The organism is Micromonospora sp. CA-244673 (assembly GCF_050948395.1).
Lineage (GTDB): Bacteria > Actinomycetota > Actinomycetes > Mycobacteriales > Micromonosporaceae > Micromonospora.
Genome location: NZ_CP192019.1, coordinates 6,865,968 through 6,884,608 on the forward strand (window position 1 = coordinate 6,865,968; position 18,641 = coordinate 6,884,608).

The 18,641-nt window shown below is 74.3% G+C and carries 14 protein-coding genes; 8 read left to right on the plus strand and 6 right to left on the minus strand.

Features of this window, described 5'->3' with window-relative positions:
* Positions 1 to 22 precede the first annotated feature (22 nt).
* Genes ACQP12_RS31665 through ACQP12_RS31685 form a run of 5 tightly spaced genes read left to right on the plus strand, consistent with a single transcriptional unit; the run spans position 23 to position 7,852 of the window.
* The gene (locus ACQP12_RS31665) at positions 23 to 3,574 is read left to right on the plus strand and encodes an ATP-binding protein (RefSeq protein WP_433283665.1); all 3,552 of its coding nucleotides are present in this window, start codon (positions 23 to 25) and stop codon (positions 3,572 to 3,574) included.
* 1 nt (position 3,575) lies between these two features.
* Entirely contained in the window at positions 3,576 to 5,510 is a 1,935-nt protein-coding gene (locus tag ACQP12_RS31670; protein WP_433283666.1) for an MFS transporter, read from the plus strand.
* Positions 5,507 to 6,067 (plus strand): hypothetical protein, encoded by a 561-nt coding sequence (locus tag ACQP12_RS31675; RefSeq protein ID WP_433283667.1) that lies wholly within the window; start codon positions 5,507 to 5,509, stop codon positions 6,065 to 6,067. The genes ACQP12_RS31670 and ACQP12_RS31675 overlap by 4 nt, the downstream gene beginning before the upstream one ends.
* Entirely contained in the window at positions 6,064 to 7,239 is a 1,176-nt protein-coding gene (locus ACQP12_RS31680) for a M23 family metallopeptidase (RefSeq protein ID WP_433283668.1), read from the plus strand. The genes ACQP12_RS31675 and ACQP12_RS31680 overlap by 4 nt, the downstream gene beginning before the upstream one ends.
* A 13-nt stretch (positions 7,240 to 7,252) precedes the next feature.
* Complete coding sequence (locus ACQP12_RS31685) at positions 7,253 to 7,852, plus strand: hypothetical protein (protein ID WP_433283669.1); 600 nt, start codon at positions 7,253 to 7,255, stop codon at positions 7,850 to 7,852.
* A gap of 4 nt (positions 7,853 to 7,856) precedes the next feature.
* Here ACQP12_RS31685 and ACQP12_RS31690 read toward each other — a convergent pair whose 3' ends face one another.
* The gene (locus ACQP12_RS31690) at positions 7,857 to 8,414 is read right to left on the minus strand and encodes a hypothetical protein (RefSeq protein ID WP_433289540.1); all 558 of its coding nucleotides are present in this window, start codon (positions 8,412 to 8,414) and stop codon (positions 7,857 to 7,859) included.
* A gap of 257 nt (positions 8,415 to 8,671) precedes the next feature.
* Between ACQP12_RS31690 and ACQP12_RS31695 the strand changes: the two genes are divergently transcribed.
* Together ACQP12_RS31695 and ACQP12_RS31700 are read left to right on the plus strand one after the other, a co-directional pair.
* Positions 8,672 to 11,182: an FtsK/SpoIIIE domain-containing protein gene (locus tag ACQP12_RS31695; RefSeq protein WP_433283670.1), complete on the plus strand. Its 2,511-nt coding sequence runs from the start codon at positions 8,672 to 8,674 to the stop codon at positions 11,180 to 11,182.
* 49 nt (positions 11,183 to 11,231) lie between these two features.
* Complete coding sequence (locus ACQP12_RS31700) at positions 11,232 to 11,933, plus strand: hypothetical protein (RefSeq protein WP_433283671.1); 702 nt, start codon at positions 11,232 to 11,234, stop codon at positions 11,931 to 11,933.
* Positions 11,934 to 11,990: 57 nt separating this feature from the next.
* On the opposite strand, the gene folE is transcribed toward ACQP12_RS31700, so the two are convergent.
* From folE to ACQP12_RS31720, 4 genes are all read right to left on the minus strand, one after another.
* Positions 11,991 to 12,656 (minus strand): GTP cyclohydrolase I FolE, encoded by a 666-nt coding sequence (gene folE, locus ACQP12_RS31705; RefSeq protein ID WP_357941998.1) that lies wholly within the window; start codon positions 12,654 to 12,656, stop codon positions 11,991 to 11,993.
* Between the two features lie 35 nt (positions 12,657 to 12,691).
* The gene (ftsH, locus tag ACQP12_RS31710; protein ID WP_091267614.1) at positions 12,692 to 14,701 is read right to left on the minus strand and encodes an ATP-dependent zinc metalloprotease FtsH; all 2,010 of its coding nucleotides are present in this window, start codon (positions 14,699 to 14,701) and stop codon (positions 12,692 to 12,694) included.
* A 378-nt stretch (positions 14,702 to 15,079) separates the two neighbouring features.
* Positions 15,080 to 15,655: a hypoxanthine phosphoribosyltransferase gene (hpt, locus tag ACQP12_RS31715; protein WP_357941784.1), complete on the minus strand. Its 576-nt coding sequence runs from the start codon at positions 15,653 to 15,655 to the stop codon at positions 15,080 to 15,082.
* Between the two features lie 99 nt (positions 15,656 to 15,754).
* On the minus strand, positions 15,755 to 15,892 hold the full coding sequence (locus ACQP12_RS31720; RefSeq protein WP_357941786.1) for a hypothetical protein: 138 nt from the start codon (positions 15,890 to 15,892) through the stop codon (positions 15,755 to 15,757).
* Between the two features lie 150 nt (positions 15,893 to 16,042).
* On the opposite strand from ACQP12_RS31720, the gene ACQP12_RS31725 reads away from it, so the two are divergent.
* Positions 16,043 to 17,005, plus strand: coding sequence for a GlxA family transcriptional regulator (locus ACQP12_RS31725; protein ID WP_433283672.1), 963 nt, complete (start codon positions 16,043 to 16,045; stop codon positions 17,003 to 17,005).
* On the opposite strand, the gene ACQP12_RS31730 is transcribed toward ACQP12_RS31725, so the two are convergent.
* Complete coding sequence (locus ACQP12_RS31730) at positions 17,006 to 18,634, minus strand: gamma-glutamyltransferase family protein (RefSeq protein WP_433283673.1); 1,629 nt, start codon at positions 18,632 to 18,634, stop codon at positions 17,006 to 17,008.
* Positions 18,635 to 18,641: the final 7 nt, after the last annotated feature.

Genomic DNA, 18,641 nt, shown 5'->3' on the forward strand with positions numbered 1-18,641 from the left:
ACGACGCGGGTGAGGCGGTCGCATGAGTCGCTCTTCCACGCCGGGTTCCCCGGCCGGGCGCCCGGCCGGACCCCACGGTAACCGTGCGCGATCGTTCGACTACCCACCGGACGAGGAGCTGGACGAGGCCACCCTCGACCCGGCCCTGGTGACCAGCCCCCAGCACGGTCGCGTCGGGGTCTTCCAGCCGCCCCGGCCGCTGGCTCCCCGCGGCAGCACCGAGCAGCGGGAGCCGGTGGTCGCCGACGGCGGCGACATCGACTCTCCCTTCCTCGACCTCTTCGGCGGCGCGCAGCCCCGGGTCCGCCGGCCGGCGAGCCCGCCTGCCGGCCCGCCCGTCCCGGTGGAGCCCGTGGTGGCGCCGCCCCGGCGCGGCATCGGCCGCGAGGCGCCGCCGATCCCGCACCAGCACGCGGCTCCGGTCGAGCCGGCCCTGCCGCCTCGGACGGTCCCGTCCCAGCACACCGGCCCGGTCGAGCCGGTCGAGCCGCCCGGGGCTGTCCCGCCGCAGCACGCCGCTCCGGTCGAGCCGCCCCTGCCGATCCCGCACCAGCACGCCGCTGCGGTGGAGCCGGTCGAGCGGCCCCTGCCGCCACCGGCCCTGCCCGCCCGGCCCGAGGACGAGCCGCCGGCCGCCCGATTCCGGGAGAGCGCGCCCGGCGTCCGCCCCGTGGGCCGGCCCCGCGAGGCGGTCGAGGCCGCCCGCCCGGCGGCGCACGTCGTCCCCGAAGCGCCGGAGCAGCCCGCCCTCGAACCGCCGCCGGCCACCCGTACCCGGGTGCCGCACCAGGTCGGCGACCGGCTCCCGGCGCTCCGGTCCGAGCCCGAGCCGGCCGAGCCCGAGGCCCCGGTCGAGCGCCCTGCCCGCCGGCGCGACCGGCGGCCGGCGGAGCCCCGGCCGGAGACGCGCGAGCTGGCCACCCCGTCCGGCCGGGAGGTGGCCGCGCCCCGGCAGCGGTCGCCGGAGCGCGGCGGCAAGCCCGCGAAGCCGGTCCGGGTCCGGGCCCCGAAGATCAAGTTCGGGGATCGGGACCCCGCGGTGGAGCTGGCCATCACCGAGATCGCCGGCCACCTCACCTTCACCCCCAACACGGTCACCGCGTGGTACTGGCTGCCCGAGGTGCGCTGGGCGTTCCGCCCCGACGCCGAGCGCGAGGCGCTGCTCTCGGCGATCTCCGAGCAGTACGCCGGCCTGGCCGGCTTCCGGCTGCACCTGCGCCGCACCACCCGGCCGTTCCCGGCCGACGAGTGGGCCCGCACCATCGACGCGCACACCGCCGCGCCGCTGCCCGACGTGCCCGGCACCACCGGCTGGGCCGACCATCTGGTCGCGGCGCAGCGGCACCTCATGGCGGTCAACCACGCCGAGGGGCAGACCTACCTCGGCGTCACCTTCGCCCGCCGATCGCTCGGCGACTCGCTCACCGAGCGGCTGCTGCGCACCTTCGGCCGGGGCACCGCCGACGGCGAGCGGCGCCGGCTGGGCCGCACCGTCGAGCAGTTCGACGAGGTGCTCGGCGCGTTCGGCATGCGCGGCCGCCGGGTCACCGCGCAGGAGTTGGAGTGGCTCCTCTACCGCTCGGTGGCGCTCTGCATGGCGCCGCCCGGCGTGCTGTCCCCGATCACCAACGGGCGGTGGGAACGCGGCGATCTGCTGGCCCTCACCGAGCAGGTCGAGCGCTACCGCACCCCGTACGGCTCGACGGTCAAGCTGGTCAACCGGATGACCGGCGAGGAGCGGCACGTGGCCGTGCTCGCGGTCGGCCGGATGGAACCGCTGGAGATCCCCGAACGGCACGAGCCCTGGCTGCACTTCCACGAGCGGCTGCCGTGGCCGATGGAACTCTCCACCCGGGTCGACATCCTCGGCCCCGGCGACTCCTTCCGGAACCTCGAACACCGGCTCCGGATGATCCGCTCCCAGCAGCTCGACTACGCCGAGCACGGCATCGACGCCCCACCCGAGCTGGAGCGGCTGGCCAAGCGGGCACTGGTCATCGGCGACGAGATGACCACCGGCCTGCCGGTCGACTCGGCCCGCGCGCACGGCTGGCACCGGATCGCCGTCGGCGGCCGCACCCGCGAGGAGTGCCTGGAACGGGCCCGCCGGCTCATCCAGCTCTACTCGCGTGAGCTGCGCATCTCGCTCCAGCACCCGAAGAACCAGGACTGGCTGGCCCGCGAGTTCATCCCCGGCGAGCCGATCGCCAACACCGGCTACGTCCGGCGGATGCCGGTCAACCTGCTCGCCGCCGCGCTGCCCCAGGCCGCCTCCACGGTCGGCGACCGGCGCGGCGACCTGATCGGCCGGACCGCCGGCACCTGCCGCCGCCCGGTCTTCCTCGACCTGCACTTCCCCATGGAGGTCCGCGAGCGCTCCGGCCTCGCCGTCTTCGTGGCCGAGCCGGGCGGCGGCAAGTCCACCCTGCTCGGCGCGCTCGGCTACCTGTCAGCCCGGCGCGGCGTGCAGGTGACCCTGCTCGACCCGTCCGGCCCGCTCGCCCGGCTCTGCGCCATGCCGGAGCTGGCGCCGTACTCGCGGGTGCTCAACCTGACCGGCTCGGAGCAGGGCACCCTGGCACCGTACGCGCTGATCCCCACGCCGCTGCGCAGCGAGTTCGGCGCCGGAGCGGCCGGCGACCGGGAGTTCGAGATCGCGGTCTCCAACGCCCGCGCCGAGCGCCGGATGCTGGTGCAGGACATCTGCATGATGCTGGTGCCGCCACAGGTCGCCCGGGAGGCGTCCACGGCCACCCTGTTCCGGCACGCCGTACGCCAGGTGCCGGCCGAGGAGACCTCCACGCTGGACGACGTGGTCGCCTGCCTCCAGGGGCTCGACGACGACGCCGGCCGGGAGCTGGCCAACCTGCTCCTCGACACCGCCGAGATGCCGCTGGCCATGCTCTTCTTCGGCCGGCCGCCGGAGGGGCTGCTCGGCGCCGACGCGGCGCTCACCGTGATCACCATGGCCGGGCTCCGGCTGCCCGACCTCAAGATCGAGCGGGAGTACTGGTCGGCCGAGGAGGCGCTGGCCCTGCCGATGCTGCACACCGCGCACCGGCTGGCCGTCCGCCGCTGCTACGGCGGCTCGATGTCCTCCCGCAAGCTGGTCGGCCTGGACGAGGCGCACTTCATGGAGGGCTGGCGCTCCGGCCGGTCGTTCCTGGTCCGCCTCGCCCGCGACTCCCGCAAGTGGAACCTGGCCGCGCTCGTCGCCTCGCAGAACCCGAAGGACATCCTCGGGCTCGACGTGCAGAACCTGGTCTCCACCGTCTTCGTCGGCCGGATCGCCGAGGACACCGAGATCGCCTCCGAGGCGCTGCGGCTGCTCCGGGTGCCGGTCAACGACGGCTACGAGGCCACCCTCGCCTCGCTGTCCCAGGCCGACAGCGGCTCGGCCGCCCGGCTCGGCTTCCGCGAGTTCGTCATGCGCGACGTCGACGGCCGCGTGCAGAAGGTCCGGGTCGACGTGTCGTACGTCGACGGGCTGCTGGAGCACCTGGACACCACCCCCGCCGCGGTCGCCCAGGCCGCCGGGCAACTGCCGACCGTCCTGGCTGATCTGGAGGCGTGACATGGCGAGGGCCCGGGCACGGATCGCGGCGCTCCTCCTCGCACTCGGCCTACTGGCCGGGGCCACCATCGCCTGGCCGCTGGTCGGGGCGACACCCGCGTACGCCGCCGTGCCGGCCGCCCAGGCCCGGGCCGAGCTGTGCAGCACCAAGCAGTGGCAGGCCGACTTCCGCGCCTGCGTCGCCAAGCTCAAGGCCGTGAGCGAGGACCAGGTCGAGTGCCGCAACGCGCCGGTCCCCGGCGCACCGGACTCCGGACTGGCCGGCTGGTTCGCGTCCCGCCCCGACTCCGCCAAGGAGCCCGGCCCCAAGGGCCTCTACAGCGACTACGGCTACGCCGGATACAGCTACACCACGTACGACGTCGACGGCGGCTGCGCGTCCTCGGTGCTGCATCCGGACTACCGGTTCACCACGATGGTCGCGAACGGCGAGTTCATGTTCGCCAACGCGATCATCGGCGCGTCGAACGCCCTGCGCGAGCGCGCCTGGGATCCGCGGACGATGTGGCGCTGGGCCGACCCGCTGGTGGAGCAGGCCACCAAGGCCGTCTACCAGAAGGTGTTCAGCGTCTTCGGCATCATCACCATCTGCGTGGTCGGCCTCTACCTGCTCTGGCGCTCGCGCCAGTCGGACATGAGCAACGCCATGACCACGGCCGGCTGGGCGATCCTGGTGATGGTGGCGGTGACCGCCCTGGCCGCGTGGCCGGTCAAGTCGGCGAACATCGCCGACAGCACCCTGATCACCACCCTCGGCGTGGTGCACGACGCCGTCGGCCCGGCTTCCAAGGACATCCCCCCGGACAGGTGCGCTCTGCCGAATCCGAACGCCTGTGTCGACAAGCGCCCGCCGGCCGTGCGGGCCAGCGACACGGCGACCGAGACAATGCTCTACCGCAACTGGCTGCGCGGCGTGCTCGGCTCCGCCGACAGCGAGACCGCCAAGAAGTACGGCCCGGCGCTCTACGACGCCAAGTCGCTGACCTGGGACGAGGCTGAATCAATCCGCGCAAACCCCGGCACCCGTGATGTGGTCATCAAGGCCAAGCAGCAGCAGTGGGCCCGGGTGGCCGAGCAGATCAAGTCGGAGGACCCGGAGGCGTACGAGTACCTCCAGGGCGTCCGCGACATGGATCGGATCGGGGCCGGGTTCATCGCGGTGCTGGCCTCGCTGCTCTTCGCGATGTTCGACCTGACCGCGTCGGTGCTGGTGCTGCTCGGCTTCCTGATCTTCCGCTGGGCGGTGATCGCCGCGCCGATCCTGGGCACGGTCGGGCTGATGCGCCCCGCGAGCGCCGGCCTCCGGCGGCTGGCCAACGCCGTGGTGGCCGCGGTGTTCAACATCGCCATCTTCGGCACCGGCGCGGCCATCTACCTGTTCGCCGTGGATCTGATCATGAACACGCCGACCCTGCCCGGCTGGCTCCAGGTGGTCCTGGTCTGGCTCTGCGGCGTGGTGGGCTGGCTGCTGCTCCGCCCGTACCGGCGGATCACTCAGCTCGGCGGAAAGGACAGCAGCGAGGCGGTCAGCTCGGCCGGCTCCTGGCACCGGCGGTTCTTCCGCGACATGCGGGTCGCGGCCCGCCTCGACGTGGCCGAGCCGGGTGGCACCGCCGAGCCGGCGATGGGGCGGCGGCGCGGCGTGACGGCCGACCAGCGCAGCCTGCGGCCGGAGGCCCGGCACGAGGATCCGGCGCACACCGTCACGGTGGTCGAGCGGGAGCGGCCCGACGGGCGGGTTCGGCCCGAGGACGCCCCACCGGCCGAGCGCGGGTCCGGCCGCACGGCCGCGCCCCGACCCCGCCGCGCGCCGGGGAGCTGGACCGGGCCGGAGGTGCCCGAGGAGGCGCCCTCCTTCGCCGTCTACCGGCCGGACTCGGCCGAGCGCACCGCCGCGCCGAAGCCGGCGCCGCGGATCCGCTCCGAGGCACGGTGAGGCCGGTGCGGCGGGCACTGGAATTCCTCGTCACCCGCGTACTGCGGTCCCGCCTCGGTGTCGCGCTGGTGATCGCCGTCCTGGTCTTCGGCGTGATCGGCGCGGCCCGGCTGGTCTCCGGCCCGGTCGACTCGACTCTCGGTCTGAGCACCCGCCCGAGCCAGCCGATCAGCACGGTGGACCCGCACGCCGGTGAGGACGGGATGCTGTCGAGCCCTCCGGCGGCGGTCTCACCGAAGACCCGGCCGGGCGAGGCCACCCCGGAGCAGACCGCCAGCCGGTTCACCACCGCCTGGCTGACCGGCCCGGGCAGCAGCGGCGAGGCGTGGTTGTCGCGCCTGCGGCCGCTCTCCACACCCGCCCTCGTCGAGAAGATGACCGGCGCCGACCCGGAGAGCGTGCCCGCCGGCCGGGTGGCCGGCGCGGTGACCCTCCGCCCCCGGACGGAGTCCTTCGTGGAGGTGCTGGTCCCGCTCGACGACGGCCGCCTCCGGCTCGAACTGGTGGCCACCGACGGCCGGTGGCTGGTGGACGCGGTCGACTGGGAGCGGCAGTGAGCGCCGGCTCCGGCGTCATCGCGCCGGTCCGTCGCAAGCTGCGGGTCGGCGTGCTGCTCACCGCGGTCACCACGGTGCTCACCCTGCTCTGCTGCGTCGGCGGCGCGGGCGCGTTCCTCCTCACCGAACTGGGCGGCGACCAGAAGGACGGCGCGCTCGCCGGCCTCAACTGTGACCCGGCCTACCAGGTCAACCTCACCGGGGACATGCCGCGCTTCACCGAGTACGGCGACGGCCAGCTCCGCAACGCCGCCGTCATCATCAAGGTCGGCCAGGACCTGAAGGTGCCCGCCCGCGGCTGGGTGATCGCGCTGGCCACCGCGATGCAGGAGTCCGGGCTGCGCAACCTCGCCAACAGCAAGGTGCCGGCGTCGCTGGCCCTGCCGCACGAGGGCGTCGGCGCCGACCACGACTCGCTCGGGCTGTTCCAGCAGCGGCCGGGGTGGGGCAGCGTCGAGCAGCGGATGACGCCCTCGTACACGGCCCGGAAGTTCTACGAGAAAATGGTCAAGGTGCGGAACTGGCAGGACCGGCCGCTGACCGTGGTGGCCCAGCGGGTGCAGGTCAGCGCCTTCCCGGACGCCTACGCCAAGCACGAGGACCTGGCCGGCCGGATCGTGGACACGCTCGCCGGCGGGGCCGCCCGGACCGTCGAGATCGCCGGCAAGGCGGTCTGCGACGCCGCCGCCGGTGCCAGGATCGCCGCCTCCGGCTGGACCGCCCCGCTTCCCGGCGGCGTCGTCTCCGGCTTCCGCACCACCCAGCGGCCCAGCCACAACGGGGTCGACCTCGCCGCGGACAAGCGCACCCCGATCCACGCCGCCTCGGCGGGCCGCGTGCTGGTGGCCCGCTGCGACCCCGACCACTCGGGGAAGCGCGACTGCGACCGTGACGGTTGGCCGGACAAGGGCGGCTGCGGTTGGTTCGTGGACATCCTGCACGCGGGCGGCTACATCACCCGTTACTGCCACATGATCGAGCGCCCCCGGGTGGTGCCCGGCCAGTCCGTGGAGGCGGGCGAGGTGATCGGACTCTCCGGCACCAGTGGCAACTCCTCCGGCCCGCACCTGCACTTCGAGGTGCATGTGGACAGCGACCGGTCCAGCCGGGGCGCGATCAACCCGGTGCCGTTCATGCGCGAGCGGGGTGCGCCCGTGGACGGGACCGCGTGAGGCGCACCGGCCCATGAGCGACCCGCTGCCCGACCCCTTCGCGGACCGGCCCGACTGGGCCCCGCAGCCACCCCGCCCGGTCGAGATCGTGCCGGCCACCGGCCGGATCGAGCTGCGCGGCCGCCGCGTGCTGGTCGGCCTGCCCGGACTCGGTTGGCGCGGTGACCTGCGCGCCGACGAGCGGGTGGTGCAGGGCAGCCGGACCTACGTGCCGGTCATCCCGGAGCACGAGTGGTACCGCGCCGAGTCCGAGCAGGTGGAGGTCTTCGCACCGCTGGTGCCGGTGGAGCGGGTCTGGGTGGAGACCGTGGGCGAGCGACGGCCGCCGGCCGGGCCGACCGAGTCGGGCATCCGGCTGGTCTCGCTCGACGCGCCCACCTGCCGCCCGCCGACTCCGGTCTTCGAGGCCGACTCCGTCACCGGCCGGCGCGTGGTGCATGTGAACGGGTCGACCGAGCAGCGCGACCTGCGCGCGGTCACCGAAACCTACTCCGGCACGGACGGGGACATCTGCGTCCGGGTGGCCCCGGAACTGGAGTGGTACCGCTGGGCCTGGCGCGGCCAAGCGCCGACCACCATGGAGGTGCCGGTGCACCTGCTCTGGCTGGAGTAGGACTTCACCCGACGCGCTCGGCCGTGCAGACCCCCCAGCCGTCGCTTCTTCTTGTGTTGAACCGCCAGGCCTGCCGATCGCTCTGGGAGATCCCGTCGACGTAGGCCGAAATGATGAGGTCGACTTGGACGAGGGCCTCATCACCTGACTTCTCGGTGCTCAACGCGCCCCAGCTCACCGAGATCGTCGTGTCGAACTTCTTCTCGCGCGCGACAAGATCATCGCGCAGCGCTTGCAAGCTGGCGAGATCGGTCTTGCCCTCGCAAGTGAACTCCTGCGCCTTTGTGTCGTTGCGGTCGGCCATGAATGCTTGGATGTAGTTGGCTACCACCACGTCCGGCGCGCTGCGGTCGGGAGCGGTGGCGCGGTCGTACAGCACGAATCCGACGATGCCGCCGCCCGCACAGACAAGTGCCAGCACCCCGGCGACCACCGCGAGGACGGTCCGCAGCCGCCGCTTCGGGCGTACCGGCGCCGGAGCGGGCGCGGGCGGCGCCAACTGCTCGGGCGGGGTCCGCTGCGCCGGTACGCGGGAGACCTGGGAACCGGCGGGGGGCTGCACTGATTCCACCTCCTGAGGCTATCGGCTGCGCGCCGCGTACCCAATGCCTCAGAACTGGCGGATCTGCGGCATAATTCGGCCTCTCCGGCGCCGGGCGGCGCTCGGTCCGAACGGAGGCCGTGGCGAACCGCCGGCCGGTGAGGCTGCTCACCGCTGAGCCGGTCACCGCGCCGACCGACATCCCGGAGGACGGCCCCCGGCTGGGATACCGTCACCACCGGGGAGGAGATGTCAGCCTCGGGAAGAGAGGTGGACGGGTGGCGAGTCCGAAGGCGCGCGCCGGCCGGGCCGCCGCGCTGCAACGCAGGGCCGAGGCCACCGCTACCGCGGCGGCCGGGATCCTCGACGAGATCCGGCCCGCCCCCGCCGACCACCACCGGCAGTACGAGCTGGCCGAGCGGCTCCGTGCCGCCGCGGCGGTCGCGGCGCCGGGCTGGGCCGGCGAGCCCATCGAGACGTTGGCCCCGACGGCCCCGCCCGGCGACGGCCCGCCCGCCTTCGTCCGGGTGGGTGCCGCCGCGCCGCTGGACGACGCCCGGTTCCCCGCGCTGGTGCCGCTGCTCGGCAGTGGACATCTGAGCATCGACGCCGACGCCGGCGACCCGCGGGTCGCCGGGCTGCTCCGGGCCCTGCTGCTGCGGCTGTTCGCGGCCAGCCCGGCCGGCGCCCTGCTGGCCCGCGCCGTCGACGGCGGCCCGGGCGACGCCTTCGCCGGTTACGCGGCGCTGGCCGACGCGGGTCTGCTGCCGCCGCCCGCCACCGACCTGGGCGGGCTCCGGGCGGTGCTGGCCGAGGCCGAGCAGTGGGTGGCCGCCGGCACCGCGCGCCAGCGCGGGCACGACCGCACACTGCTGCTCATGGTGGCCGCCCTACCCGACGGCGCCACCCGGTCCGATCTGGACCGGCTCGCCGAGTTGGCCGCCCAGGGGCCCCGGGCCGGGCTGCACCTGGTGCTGGCTGGCTGGCCCGCCGGTTCGCCGCTGCCGCAGGCCACCCCGCTCGCCGTGCGGACCGCGTACGCGCTGGTCGGCGACCCGCCCGCCGCCGGGTTCAGCAGCCCCGGGGCGGAGTCGCCGGGCGGGTTGAACTGCCCGGTCTTCCTCGACGAGGATCCGCCCGCCGAGCTGGTCGCCGGGGTGTGCCGGCGGTTGGTCCGGCAGATCGAGGACGGCTCCCGGCTGGCCCTCACCGACCTGCTGCCCGAGGGTGACCTCTGGGCGGAGGGTTCGGTCGACGGGCTCACCACGACGGTCGGTGACGCCGCCGGCCGGCCGGTCAGCCTGGGCTTCACCGAGCTGACCCCGCACTGGCTGGTCAGTGGGCGGTCGCAGGCGGGGCGGTCGGCGTTCCTCACCGACGCGCTCTTCGGCCTGGCCGCCCGCTACGGCCCGGACGAGCTGGTCCTCTACCTGGCCGACCTCGACGACGGCGAGTCCTTCGTGGAGTTCCTCCAGACCGAGCGGGACCGGTCCTGGGTGCCGCAGGTCCGGGCCGCCGGGATGGCCGCCGACCGGGAGTACGTGGCGGACCTGCTCGGCGAGTTGGAGGCCGAGCTGCACCGCCGGGAGGAGGCGGCCCGGCGGGCCGGCGGCCAGCGCTACGCCGAGCTGCGCCAGCACCAGTCGCTGCCCCGGATCGTCTGTGTCATCGACAACTTCCCGCTGCTGCTGCGCGAGCGGGACCGGCTCGCCGCCGACCTGCTGGCCCGGCTCGACGGGCTGGCCCGCGCCGCCCGGTCGTACGGGATCCACCTGGTCCTGGCCGGCGAGGGCGACCTCGGCATCGGCGGCCCGCGCGACCCGCTGCTCGGCCAGTTCCCGGTCCGGGTGGCGCTGCCGGGCGGTTCGGCCGTGCTGGAGCCCACGAACGACGCGGCCGCCGGCCTGCCGGTGGGCAGCGCCGTGGTGAACACCGCCGGCGGGTTGGGCGGCCCGCGTGGCGCGACCCGGGGCCACGAGCGGATGATCCGGTTCCCCGACCCGCACGAGGACCCCGCGGTCCTCGCCGACCTGCGGCACCGGCTCTGGTCGGCCCGGCCCGAGGGCGCCGGCCCGCCGGTGGTCTTCGCCGGGTTCGCCCGCCCGCTGCTCGCCAACGATCCTCGGCACCGGGCGGCGCTGGCCGGCCGGGCGCACGCGCCGGCCGCGCTGCTCGGCCGGGCGGTGGACGTCCGGCGCTCCACGGTGGCCGTGCCGCTCGGGCCGGCCGCCGGCCGGAATCTCGCGGTGCTGGGCCGGGACGAGGAGGCCGAGCGGCTGCTGGTCACGGCGGTCCGCAGCGCGGCGGCGGCCCATCCCGGCACGGCGCGGTTCGTGCTGGCGCCGCTGGCCAACGGGTCGGCCGAGCCGGCGGGTGTGCTCGCCGCCGAACTGGCCGGGCGGCACCGGGTGGAGACCGTCGACGTGACCGGGCTGCGGGCGGCGATGGCGGCGGACGAGCCGGGCTACCTCGTGGTGTTCGGGTTGGACGTGCCGGACGGGACCGAGCTGCCGCCCGAGCTGCTGCGCGCGCTGCTGCTGGAGGGTCCGCCGGCCGGCCGGCACCTGCTCGGCTGGTGGCGCACGGTGGCGCCGCTGGCCGGGCTGCTCGGCCCGGAGGGCGAGGTGGACAAGCTGACCGCCGTGGTGGTCACCGACGTGCCCGGCGGCCGTCTGGAGCAGCTCTTCGACCGGCCGGTGCTCTGGCGGCCCCGGCCGGGCCGGGCCGTGCTCTGGGACGGCCCGGGCGAGCAGGGCACGGTGCTGGTGCCGTTCGGGGAGGACCCGTGAGGGGTGAGCCGGTCTTGCGAGCCCCGCAGTCGCCAACCGGGGAGGCAGCATGAGCGAAGCCGGCACGGCTGTGCCCGCGCCCCGGTCCGGCGGCCCGACGGTCGACGCGGATCCGGCCGGCGCCGCCTGGGCGGACTACGTGGCCGCCGCCCGGCAGCTCGACGGCGTACGCCGGGCCGCGGCGACCGCCGCCGGTGAGCAGGCCCGGTCCGTGGCGGCCGCCCGGGAGGAGCTGACCGCGGTTCGCGAACGGCTCGCCCCGCAGCAGTCCCGGCTCCGGGAGCTGGGTGTGCCGGCGATCTCGCTGGTGCCGACGCCCCCGGAGGTGTCCGAGGCGGCCCGGCCGATGGCGGCCGGGCCGGCGGCGGTGCTGGCGGCCCTGCGGACCGCCCGGGGTTGGGCGGACGCGGCGGACGACAGCCTCGCCGCGCGCGGCCTGCCCCGGCTGGCCCGCTGGCCGGCGTACCCCCGCAATCTGCTGGTCTACGGGCCGCTGGCGCTGGTGGTGCCGCTCATCCAGCTCGCGCTCCTCCTCGCCACGGGCACCGGCCCGGTGACGGTGGTCGCGCTGGTGGTGGGGCTGCCGCTGCCGGCGGTCGCGTTCATGCTGGGCTGGCTCGCGGTGGGGCGGCTGTTCCGGCCGCGCCCGGCCGACCGGGTGGACCGGACGCCCCGCTTCGGCGCGCTGGTCTGCCTGGTGCCGGCGGTGCTGACCACGGCCGGCCTGCTGCTGGCCATGCTGGCGGACTGAGCGACCGGACACGCCACCGGGCCCCTCCCGTGAGGGAAGGGCCCGGTGGCGGTGTGGTCAGCGCGGGATGATCAGGGCCATCGCCTCGGCGCGCGACTTGGGGTCGTGCTGGAGGGTGCCCCGGACCGCCGAGGTGATCGTCTTGGCGCCGGACTTCTGGATGCCGCGCATCGCCATGCACATGTGCTCGCACTCGAGCACCACGACGACGCCGCGCGGCGCCAGCTTGTCCATGAGCAGGTCGGCGACCTGGGAGGTGAGCCGCTCCTGCACCTGGGGGCGCCGGGCGAACACCTCGACCAGCCGGGCCAGCTTGGACAGGCCGGTGATCCGGCCATCCGGCCCGGGGATGTAGCCGATGTGCGCGCTGCCCCGGAACGGGAGCAGGTGGTGCTCGCAGAGGCTCATCACGTCGATGTCCCGGACGAGCACCAACTCCTCGTGGTTGGCCTCGAAGGTGGTGCTGAGCACCTGCGCCGGGTCCACCCGCAGGCCCGCGAAGAGTTCGGCGTACGCGCGGGCGACCCGGGCCGGCGTCTGCTGGAGGCCGTCCCGGTCCGGGTTCTCCCCGACCGCGATGAGGATCTCCCGGACCGCCTTCTCGATGCGGGCCAGGTCGACGCTCTCCTCCACCGGCCGCCCGGTCAGCTTGCCGCTGATCAGGCGCGCGGCGACGTAGTCGAGCGCGTCGTCCCCGTCGGGCTCGGTCGCGGAGACGGCCAGCTCCCGGTCGCGGGAGCTGGCCGTCGGGTCGGTGGTCAGTGGGTACCGTCCGAGTTGTTCGAGGGGGACCCGCCGACCGAGGCGCCGTCGGCCTGGGCCTGCGCCTTGAGGGTCTCCTTCTCGGCGGGCGTGAGCACGGGCGGCTCGGTGGAGGGCTGACGCTTGCCGAAGCCGTGGTAGGGGGCCATCGGCGGGCGCTTCGCCACCCGGGCGCAGATCCGGGCCATGTCGGCCGTGGAGAGGGTCTCCTTCTCCATCAGCTCGAGCACGATGTTGTCCAGGACGTCCCGGTATTCCACCAGGATCTCCCAGGCCTCGTCATGGGCCAGCTCGATCAGTGCCCGCATCTCGCCGTCGATCTCGGCGGCCACCGCGTCCGAGTAGTCCCGCTCGTGGCCCATGTTGCGGCCGAGGAACGGCTCGTCGCCGCTGGTGCCGTACTTGATCGCGCCGAGCTTGGAGCTCATGCCGTACTGGGTGATCATCGCGCGGGCCAGCTGGGTGGCCTTCTCGATGTCGTTGCCGGCGCCCGTGGTGGGCTCGTGGAAGACAAGCTCCTCGGCGGCCCGGCCGCCCAGCGCGTACGCCAGGGTGTCGATCATCTCGGCCCGGGTCTGGGTGTACTTGTCCTCGGTCGGCAGGACCAGGGTGTGGCCCAGCGACCGGCCCCGGGACAGGATGGTCACCTTGTGCACCGGCGCGGCGTGCGGCAGCGCCCAGGCGACCAGCGCGTGCCCACCCTCGTGGTACGCGGTGATCTTCTTCTCCTGGTCGCTCATCACCCGGGTCCGGCGCTGCGGACCGGCGATCACCCGGTCGATCGACTCCTCCAGGGAGTCGTTGGTGATCGCCCGCTGGTCCTTGCGGGCGGTGAGCAGCGCGGACTCGTTGATCACGTTGGCCAGGTCGGCGCCGCTGAAGCCGGGGGTGCGCCGGGCGACCGAGTCGAGGTCGACGTCGGGCGTGAACGGCTTGCCCTTGGCGTGCACCCGCAGGATGGCCTTGCGGCCCTCCATGTCGGGGGCGTCGACCGGGATCTGCCGGTCGAAGCGGCCCGGGCGCAGCAGCGCCGGGTCGAGGATGTCCGGCCGGTTGGTGGCGGCGATCAGGATGACGCCGCCCTTGGTGTCGAAGCCGTCCATCTCGACCAGCAGCTGGTTGAGGGTCTGCTCCCGCTCGTCGTGCCCGCCGCCCATGCCGGCGCCGCGGTGCCGGCCGACCGCGTCGATCTCGTCGACGAAGACGATCGCCGGCGCGTTCGACTTGGCCTGCTCGAAGAGGTCGCGGACCCGGCTGGCGCCGACACCGACGAACATCTCCACGAAGTCCGAGCCGGAGATCGAGTAGAACGGCACGCCGGCCTCGCCGGCGACCGCGCGGGCGAGCAGGGTCTTACCGGTGCCGGGCGGGCCGAAGAGCAGCACGCCCTTCGGGATCTTGGCGCCCAGAGCCTGGTACTTCGCCGGGTTCTGCAGGAAGTCCTTGATCTCGTGCAGTTCCTCGACGGCCTCGTCCGCCCCGGCCACGTCCGCGAAGGTCGTCTTCGGCGTGTCCTTGGTGATCATCTTCGCCTTGGACTTGCCGAAGTTGAGCACCCGCGAGCCGCCGCCCTGCATCTGCGACATGAAGAACAGCAGCAGGAGCACGAGCAGCGCGATGGGCAGGAGGTTGACCAGCAGGCTCACCCAGATGCTGTCCGAGGAGACCTTGGTGTCGGCCGGACCGGTGACCCGGTTGGCCGCCTTGGCGTCCAGGACCTCGTTCCAGACCTGGCCGCCCACCTCGTAGGGGAACTGGGCCTCGATCCGGTCGGTGGTCGTGTCGCCGAACTTCGTCTTCTGGGCCAGGTCGAGCTGGAGCGTCTGCTCCTTGTCCTGGAAGACCGCCTTGTTGATCTTTGCGGTGTGGAGCTGGTCGAGCGCCACCGACGTGTCCACGCGGTGGTAGCTCGGGCCAGCCGTGAAGAGTTGACTGAGCACAACGGCGCCGAGGATGACCAGGATGATCCAGACCACCGGTCGGCGGAAGAAACGCGTACGTTCCATACTGTTGTCGGGCACCGAGGCGCCCGCATCCTCCTGATCGACGTCCTGACCGTCTGATTGGTGTCGCCGCCTCGGGCGGCGGCCGCAGCCGCCGTGCGGGCCGGCCCCGACCCCGAGGCGCCTCAACTGCCGCGCCGCGGTCATTCGACGGTACACCGTTCGCGCCAGATGTGAGCTTGCGAGCCCGGCACTTACGCGTACGGCGAACCCGGGTTTGAGCCGGCGTGGCGGGGAGCTCCCCACCCGGCCACCCGACCGCCCGGTCACGCGGTTCGAGGGGTCGGGCGTGGAGAGTGCCTCCACGTCACCGGCCTCTACCGTAGACCGGAAGGCTGAGAGCCCGCTGAACGTCGGCTGACGACCGGCCGGGCGCCGGGGTCAGGCCCGGGCGTAGACCTCGGGCTTGAGCACCCCGACGTAGGGCACCTCGCGGTAGCGCTCACCGAAGTCGAGGCCGTAGCCGACCACGAATTCGGTCGGGATGTCGAAGCCGACGTACTTCACCGGGACCGGCACCTTGACCGCGTCCGGCTTGCGGAACAGGGCGACCACCTCGACGCTGGCCGCGGAGCGCGACTCCAGGTAGCGCAGCAGCCAGGAGAGGGTCAGACCGGAGTCGACGATGTCCTCGACGACCACGACGTGCCGGCCGGCGATGTCCCGGTCCAGGTCCTTGAGGATCCGCACCACGCCGGAGGAAGTGGTGCCCTGGCCGTACGACGAGATGGCCATGAAGTCCAGCTCGGCGGGCGGGCCCTGGCGGCCCAGGGCCCGGGCGAAGTCGGCCATGAACATGACCGCGCCCTTGAGCACGCAGACGAGCAGGAGACCGTCGTCGACGTGGGCGTAGTCCGCCGAGACCTGCTTGGCCAGTTCCGCGGTCTTCTCACGGATCTGCGCCTCGGAAATGATCACGTGGTCGATGTCGGCGTCGTACCAGGAGCCGTCAGCCATGCTCCTAGCCTGCCGTACGCCGGATGGCCTCCGTCGGCGGGGCCGCCCCTTTTGGCGCGGTCCCGCCGAGGATTAACGGCGCAGACGGAGCAAATCACCTCAGCAGGTACGGGAGTGCCAGCGGCGCCCGTCCTCGGTCGGCTTCCAGTCGGCCGAGTCCCGGGTGTCGGCGGTCAGCCCGAAGGCGCTGGCGCCGACGAGGAGGAGCAGGAAGAGCAGGAGCAGCAGAACGGTCATGGCGGCGCTCGCTTTCGCGTGGTTGATGCGGTTTTCGCCGCCGGTGCGCACCGGACACCATCAAGTTTGCGACCCGCCGTACGGTTCGGACAGTGGCAGGAATGCCAGTGGGCCTCGATTTCCTGCCACCTGTCGGGTTACCCTCGTCACATGCTTCGATCCGTCGCCGTCGTGGCCCTCCAGGAGGTCGCGGCGTTCGAACTCGGTGTGGTCGCCGAGGTGTTCGGCACCGACCGCACGGCCGACGGCTTCCCCGGCTACCGGTTCGACGTCTGCACGGTGGACGGCGGGCCGGTCCGCAGCCGCTCCGGCTTCCTGATCACCCCCACCGCCGACCTGGCCCCCATCGAGGACGCCGACCTGGTGGCCGTGCCCGCACACGGCGACGGGACGACGCCGGTCCCCGAGCCGGTGCTGGCCGCGCTGCGCCGGGCCGCCGGCCGGGGCGCCTGGCTGCTCAGCGTCTGCTCCGGTGCGTACGTGCTCGGTGAGGCGGGGCTGCTCGACGGGCGCGACTGCACCACCCACTGGCGGCACGTCGACGACCTCCAGGAGCGGTTCCCGGCGGCCCGGGTGCAGTGCAACTCGCTCTACGTGCAGGACGGGCGGCTGCTCACGAGCGCCGGCACCGCGGCCGGCATCGACGCCTGCCTGCACCTGGTCCGCCAGGCGCACGGCTCCGCCACGGCCACGCGGCTGGCCCGCCGGATGGTCGTGCCGCCGCACCGCGACGGCGGCCAGGCCCAGTACGTCGAGGCACCCATTCCGAAGGCGCCCGAGGCGCCCACCCTGGAGCCGGTGCTGGAGTGGCTCATGGGACACCTGGACCGGACCGTGAGCGTCGACGAACTGGCGGCGCGGGCCGGGATGGCGCCACGGACCTTCGCCCGCCGGTTCCGGGCCGAGACCGGCACGACGCCGCACGACTGGCTGACCAACCAGCGGGTGCTGCTCGCGCGGCGGCTGCTGGAGGAGACCCGGCTGAGCGTGGAGAGCGTCGCCGACCGGGCCGGATTCGGCGACGCGGCGGCGCTGCGGCACCACTTCACCCGCCGGGTCGGCACCACCCCGCTCGCCTACCGGACCACGTTCCGGGAGCGGGTCGACGCCTGATCACCAACCCAGCATCGCCCCGTCGACCCGGGACTCCGACCCGGCCATGTAGCCGCCGCCGGGCGCCCGCCAGATCGCCTGGCCGTACCCGAAGACCGACGGCTCGGCCGCGACGGTGATCTCGTGCCCGCGCGAGCGCAACCCCGCGACCAGGTCCGGGTCCAGATCCGGCTCGACCAGCACCGTCCGGCCGGCGTGCCAGTACCAGCGCGGGGTGTCCAGGGCCGCCTGCGGGTCGCGCCCGGCGTCGACGGTGGCCGAGACGAGCTGCACGTGCCCCTGCGGCTGCATGTGCCCGCCCATCACCCCGAACGGGCCGATGGGCGCCCCGTCCCGGGTCAGGAACCCCGGGATGATCGTGTGGAACGGCCGCTTCGCCGGCCCCACCACGTTGGGGTGGTCCGGGTCGAGCCGGAAGCCGAGGCCGCGGTTCTGCAACGCGAAGCCGTGCCCGGGGACCACCACGTGCGAGCCGAACGCCAGGTAGGTCGACTGGATCAGGCTGACCATCATGCCGCCGGCGTCGGCGGTGCAGAGGTAGACGGTGCCGCCGCGCTCCGGCTCGCCGGCCACCGGCTCGCCCGCGCGCCCGGTGACCAGCGCCCGGCGGGCCGCCGCGTAGCCCGGGTCGAGCAGCGCCGCCGTGGGTACGTCGGCACGCTCCGGGTCGGCAACGTGGGCGTGCGCGTCGGCGAAGCCGAGCTTCACCGCCTCGATCTGCCAGTGCACCCGCTCCTCGGGTGACAGCGCGGCCAGGTCCACCCCGTCGAGCACCTGGAGCGCCAGCAGCGCGGCGATCCCCTGACCGTTGGGCGGCAGCTCCCACACCTCGTGCCCCCGGTAGCGCACGGGGACCGGGTCCACCCAGGTCGAGGCGTGCCGGGCCAGGTCGTCGCCGGTCAGGAACCCGCCGGTCCGGGCCGCGTGGCCGTCGATCGCCGCCGCGATCCGCCCCCGGTAGAAGTCCGCCGCCCCGCTCTCCGCGATCCGCCGCAGCGTGCCGGCGGCCGCCGGGTTGCGCCACCACTCGCCGGGCCCCGGCGCGCGCCCGTCCACCGTGAACGCCCGGCGGAACTCGGCGTGCTCCGCCCCGGCCAGCCCGTCGTGGGCGGCGACACCACGGGCCCAGGCGGCGGCCGTGCCGGGGGCCACCGGGTAGCCGTGCTCGGCGTAGCCGATCGCGTCGGCGAACAGCTCGGCGAAGGGCAGCGAGCCGAACCGCTCGTGCAGGTCGCGCCAGCCGGCCGGGGCGCCCGGCACGGTCACCGGCAGCCAGCCCCGGGCCGGCACGGCGGGCCCCCGGCCCTGCGCCCCGCCGAGCGCGTCGACCGGCGCCGCGCCGCGCCCGCCCGTCGCGGCCAGCACCAGCTCGCGCGTGAGCGCCGCCGGGGAGCGGCCGGAGGCGTTCAACCCGTGCAGCCGCTCGCCGTCCCAGACGATGGCGAACAGGTCGCCGCCGATGTCGTTGGACGGCGGCTGCACCACGGTCAGGGTGATCGCGGTGGCCAGCGCCGCGTCGACGGCGTTGCCGCCGCGCCGCAGCACGGCCAGGCCCGCGGCCGCCGCGAGCGGCTGGCTGGTCGCGACGGCGCCGTGGGGGGCCAGCAACGGCTGTCGGGGGTACGCCATGAGCCCT

Coding starts and splice junctions, on each gene's coding strand:
- ACQP12_RS31730 (WP_433283673.1), bottom strand. CDS start 18,634: ATGGCGTACCCCCGACAGCCGTTGCTGGCCCCCCACGGCGCCGTCGCG.
- hpt (WP_357941784.1), bottom strand. CDS start 15,655: ATGGCTGACGGCTCCTGGTACGACGCCGACATCGACCACGTGATCATT.
- ACQP12_RS31700 (WP_433283671.1), top strand. CDS start 11,232: ATGAGCGAAGCCGGCACGGCTGTGCCCGCGCCCCGGTCCGGCGGCCCG.
- ACQP12_RS31670 (WP_433283666.1), top strand. CDS start 3,576: ATGGCGAGGGCCCGGGCACGGATCGCGGCGCTCCTCCTCGCACTCGGC.
- ACQP12_RS31665 (WP_433283665.1), top strand. CDS start 23: ATGAGTCGCTCTTCCACGCCGGGTTCCCCGGCCGGGCGCCCGGCCGGA.
- ACQP12_RS31720 (WP_357941786.1), bottom strand. CDS start 15,892: ATGACCGTTCTGCTGCTCCTGCTCTTCCTGCTCCTCCTCGTCGGCGCC.
- ACQP12_RS31725 (WP_433283672.1), top strand. CDS start 16,043: ATGCTTCGATCCGTCGCCGTCGTGGCCCTCCAGGAGGTCGCGGCGTTC.
- ACQP12_RS31685 (WP_433283669.1), top strand. CDS start 7,253: ATGAGCGACCCGCTGCCCGACCCCTTCGCGGACCGGCCCGACTGGGCC.
- ftsH (WP_091267614.1), bottom strand. CDS start 14,701: ATGGAACGTACGCGTTTCTTCCGCCGACCGGTGGTCTGGATCATCCTG.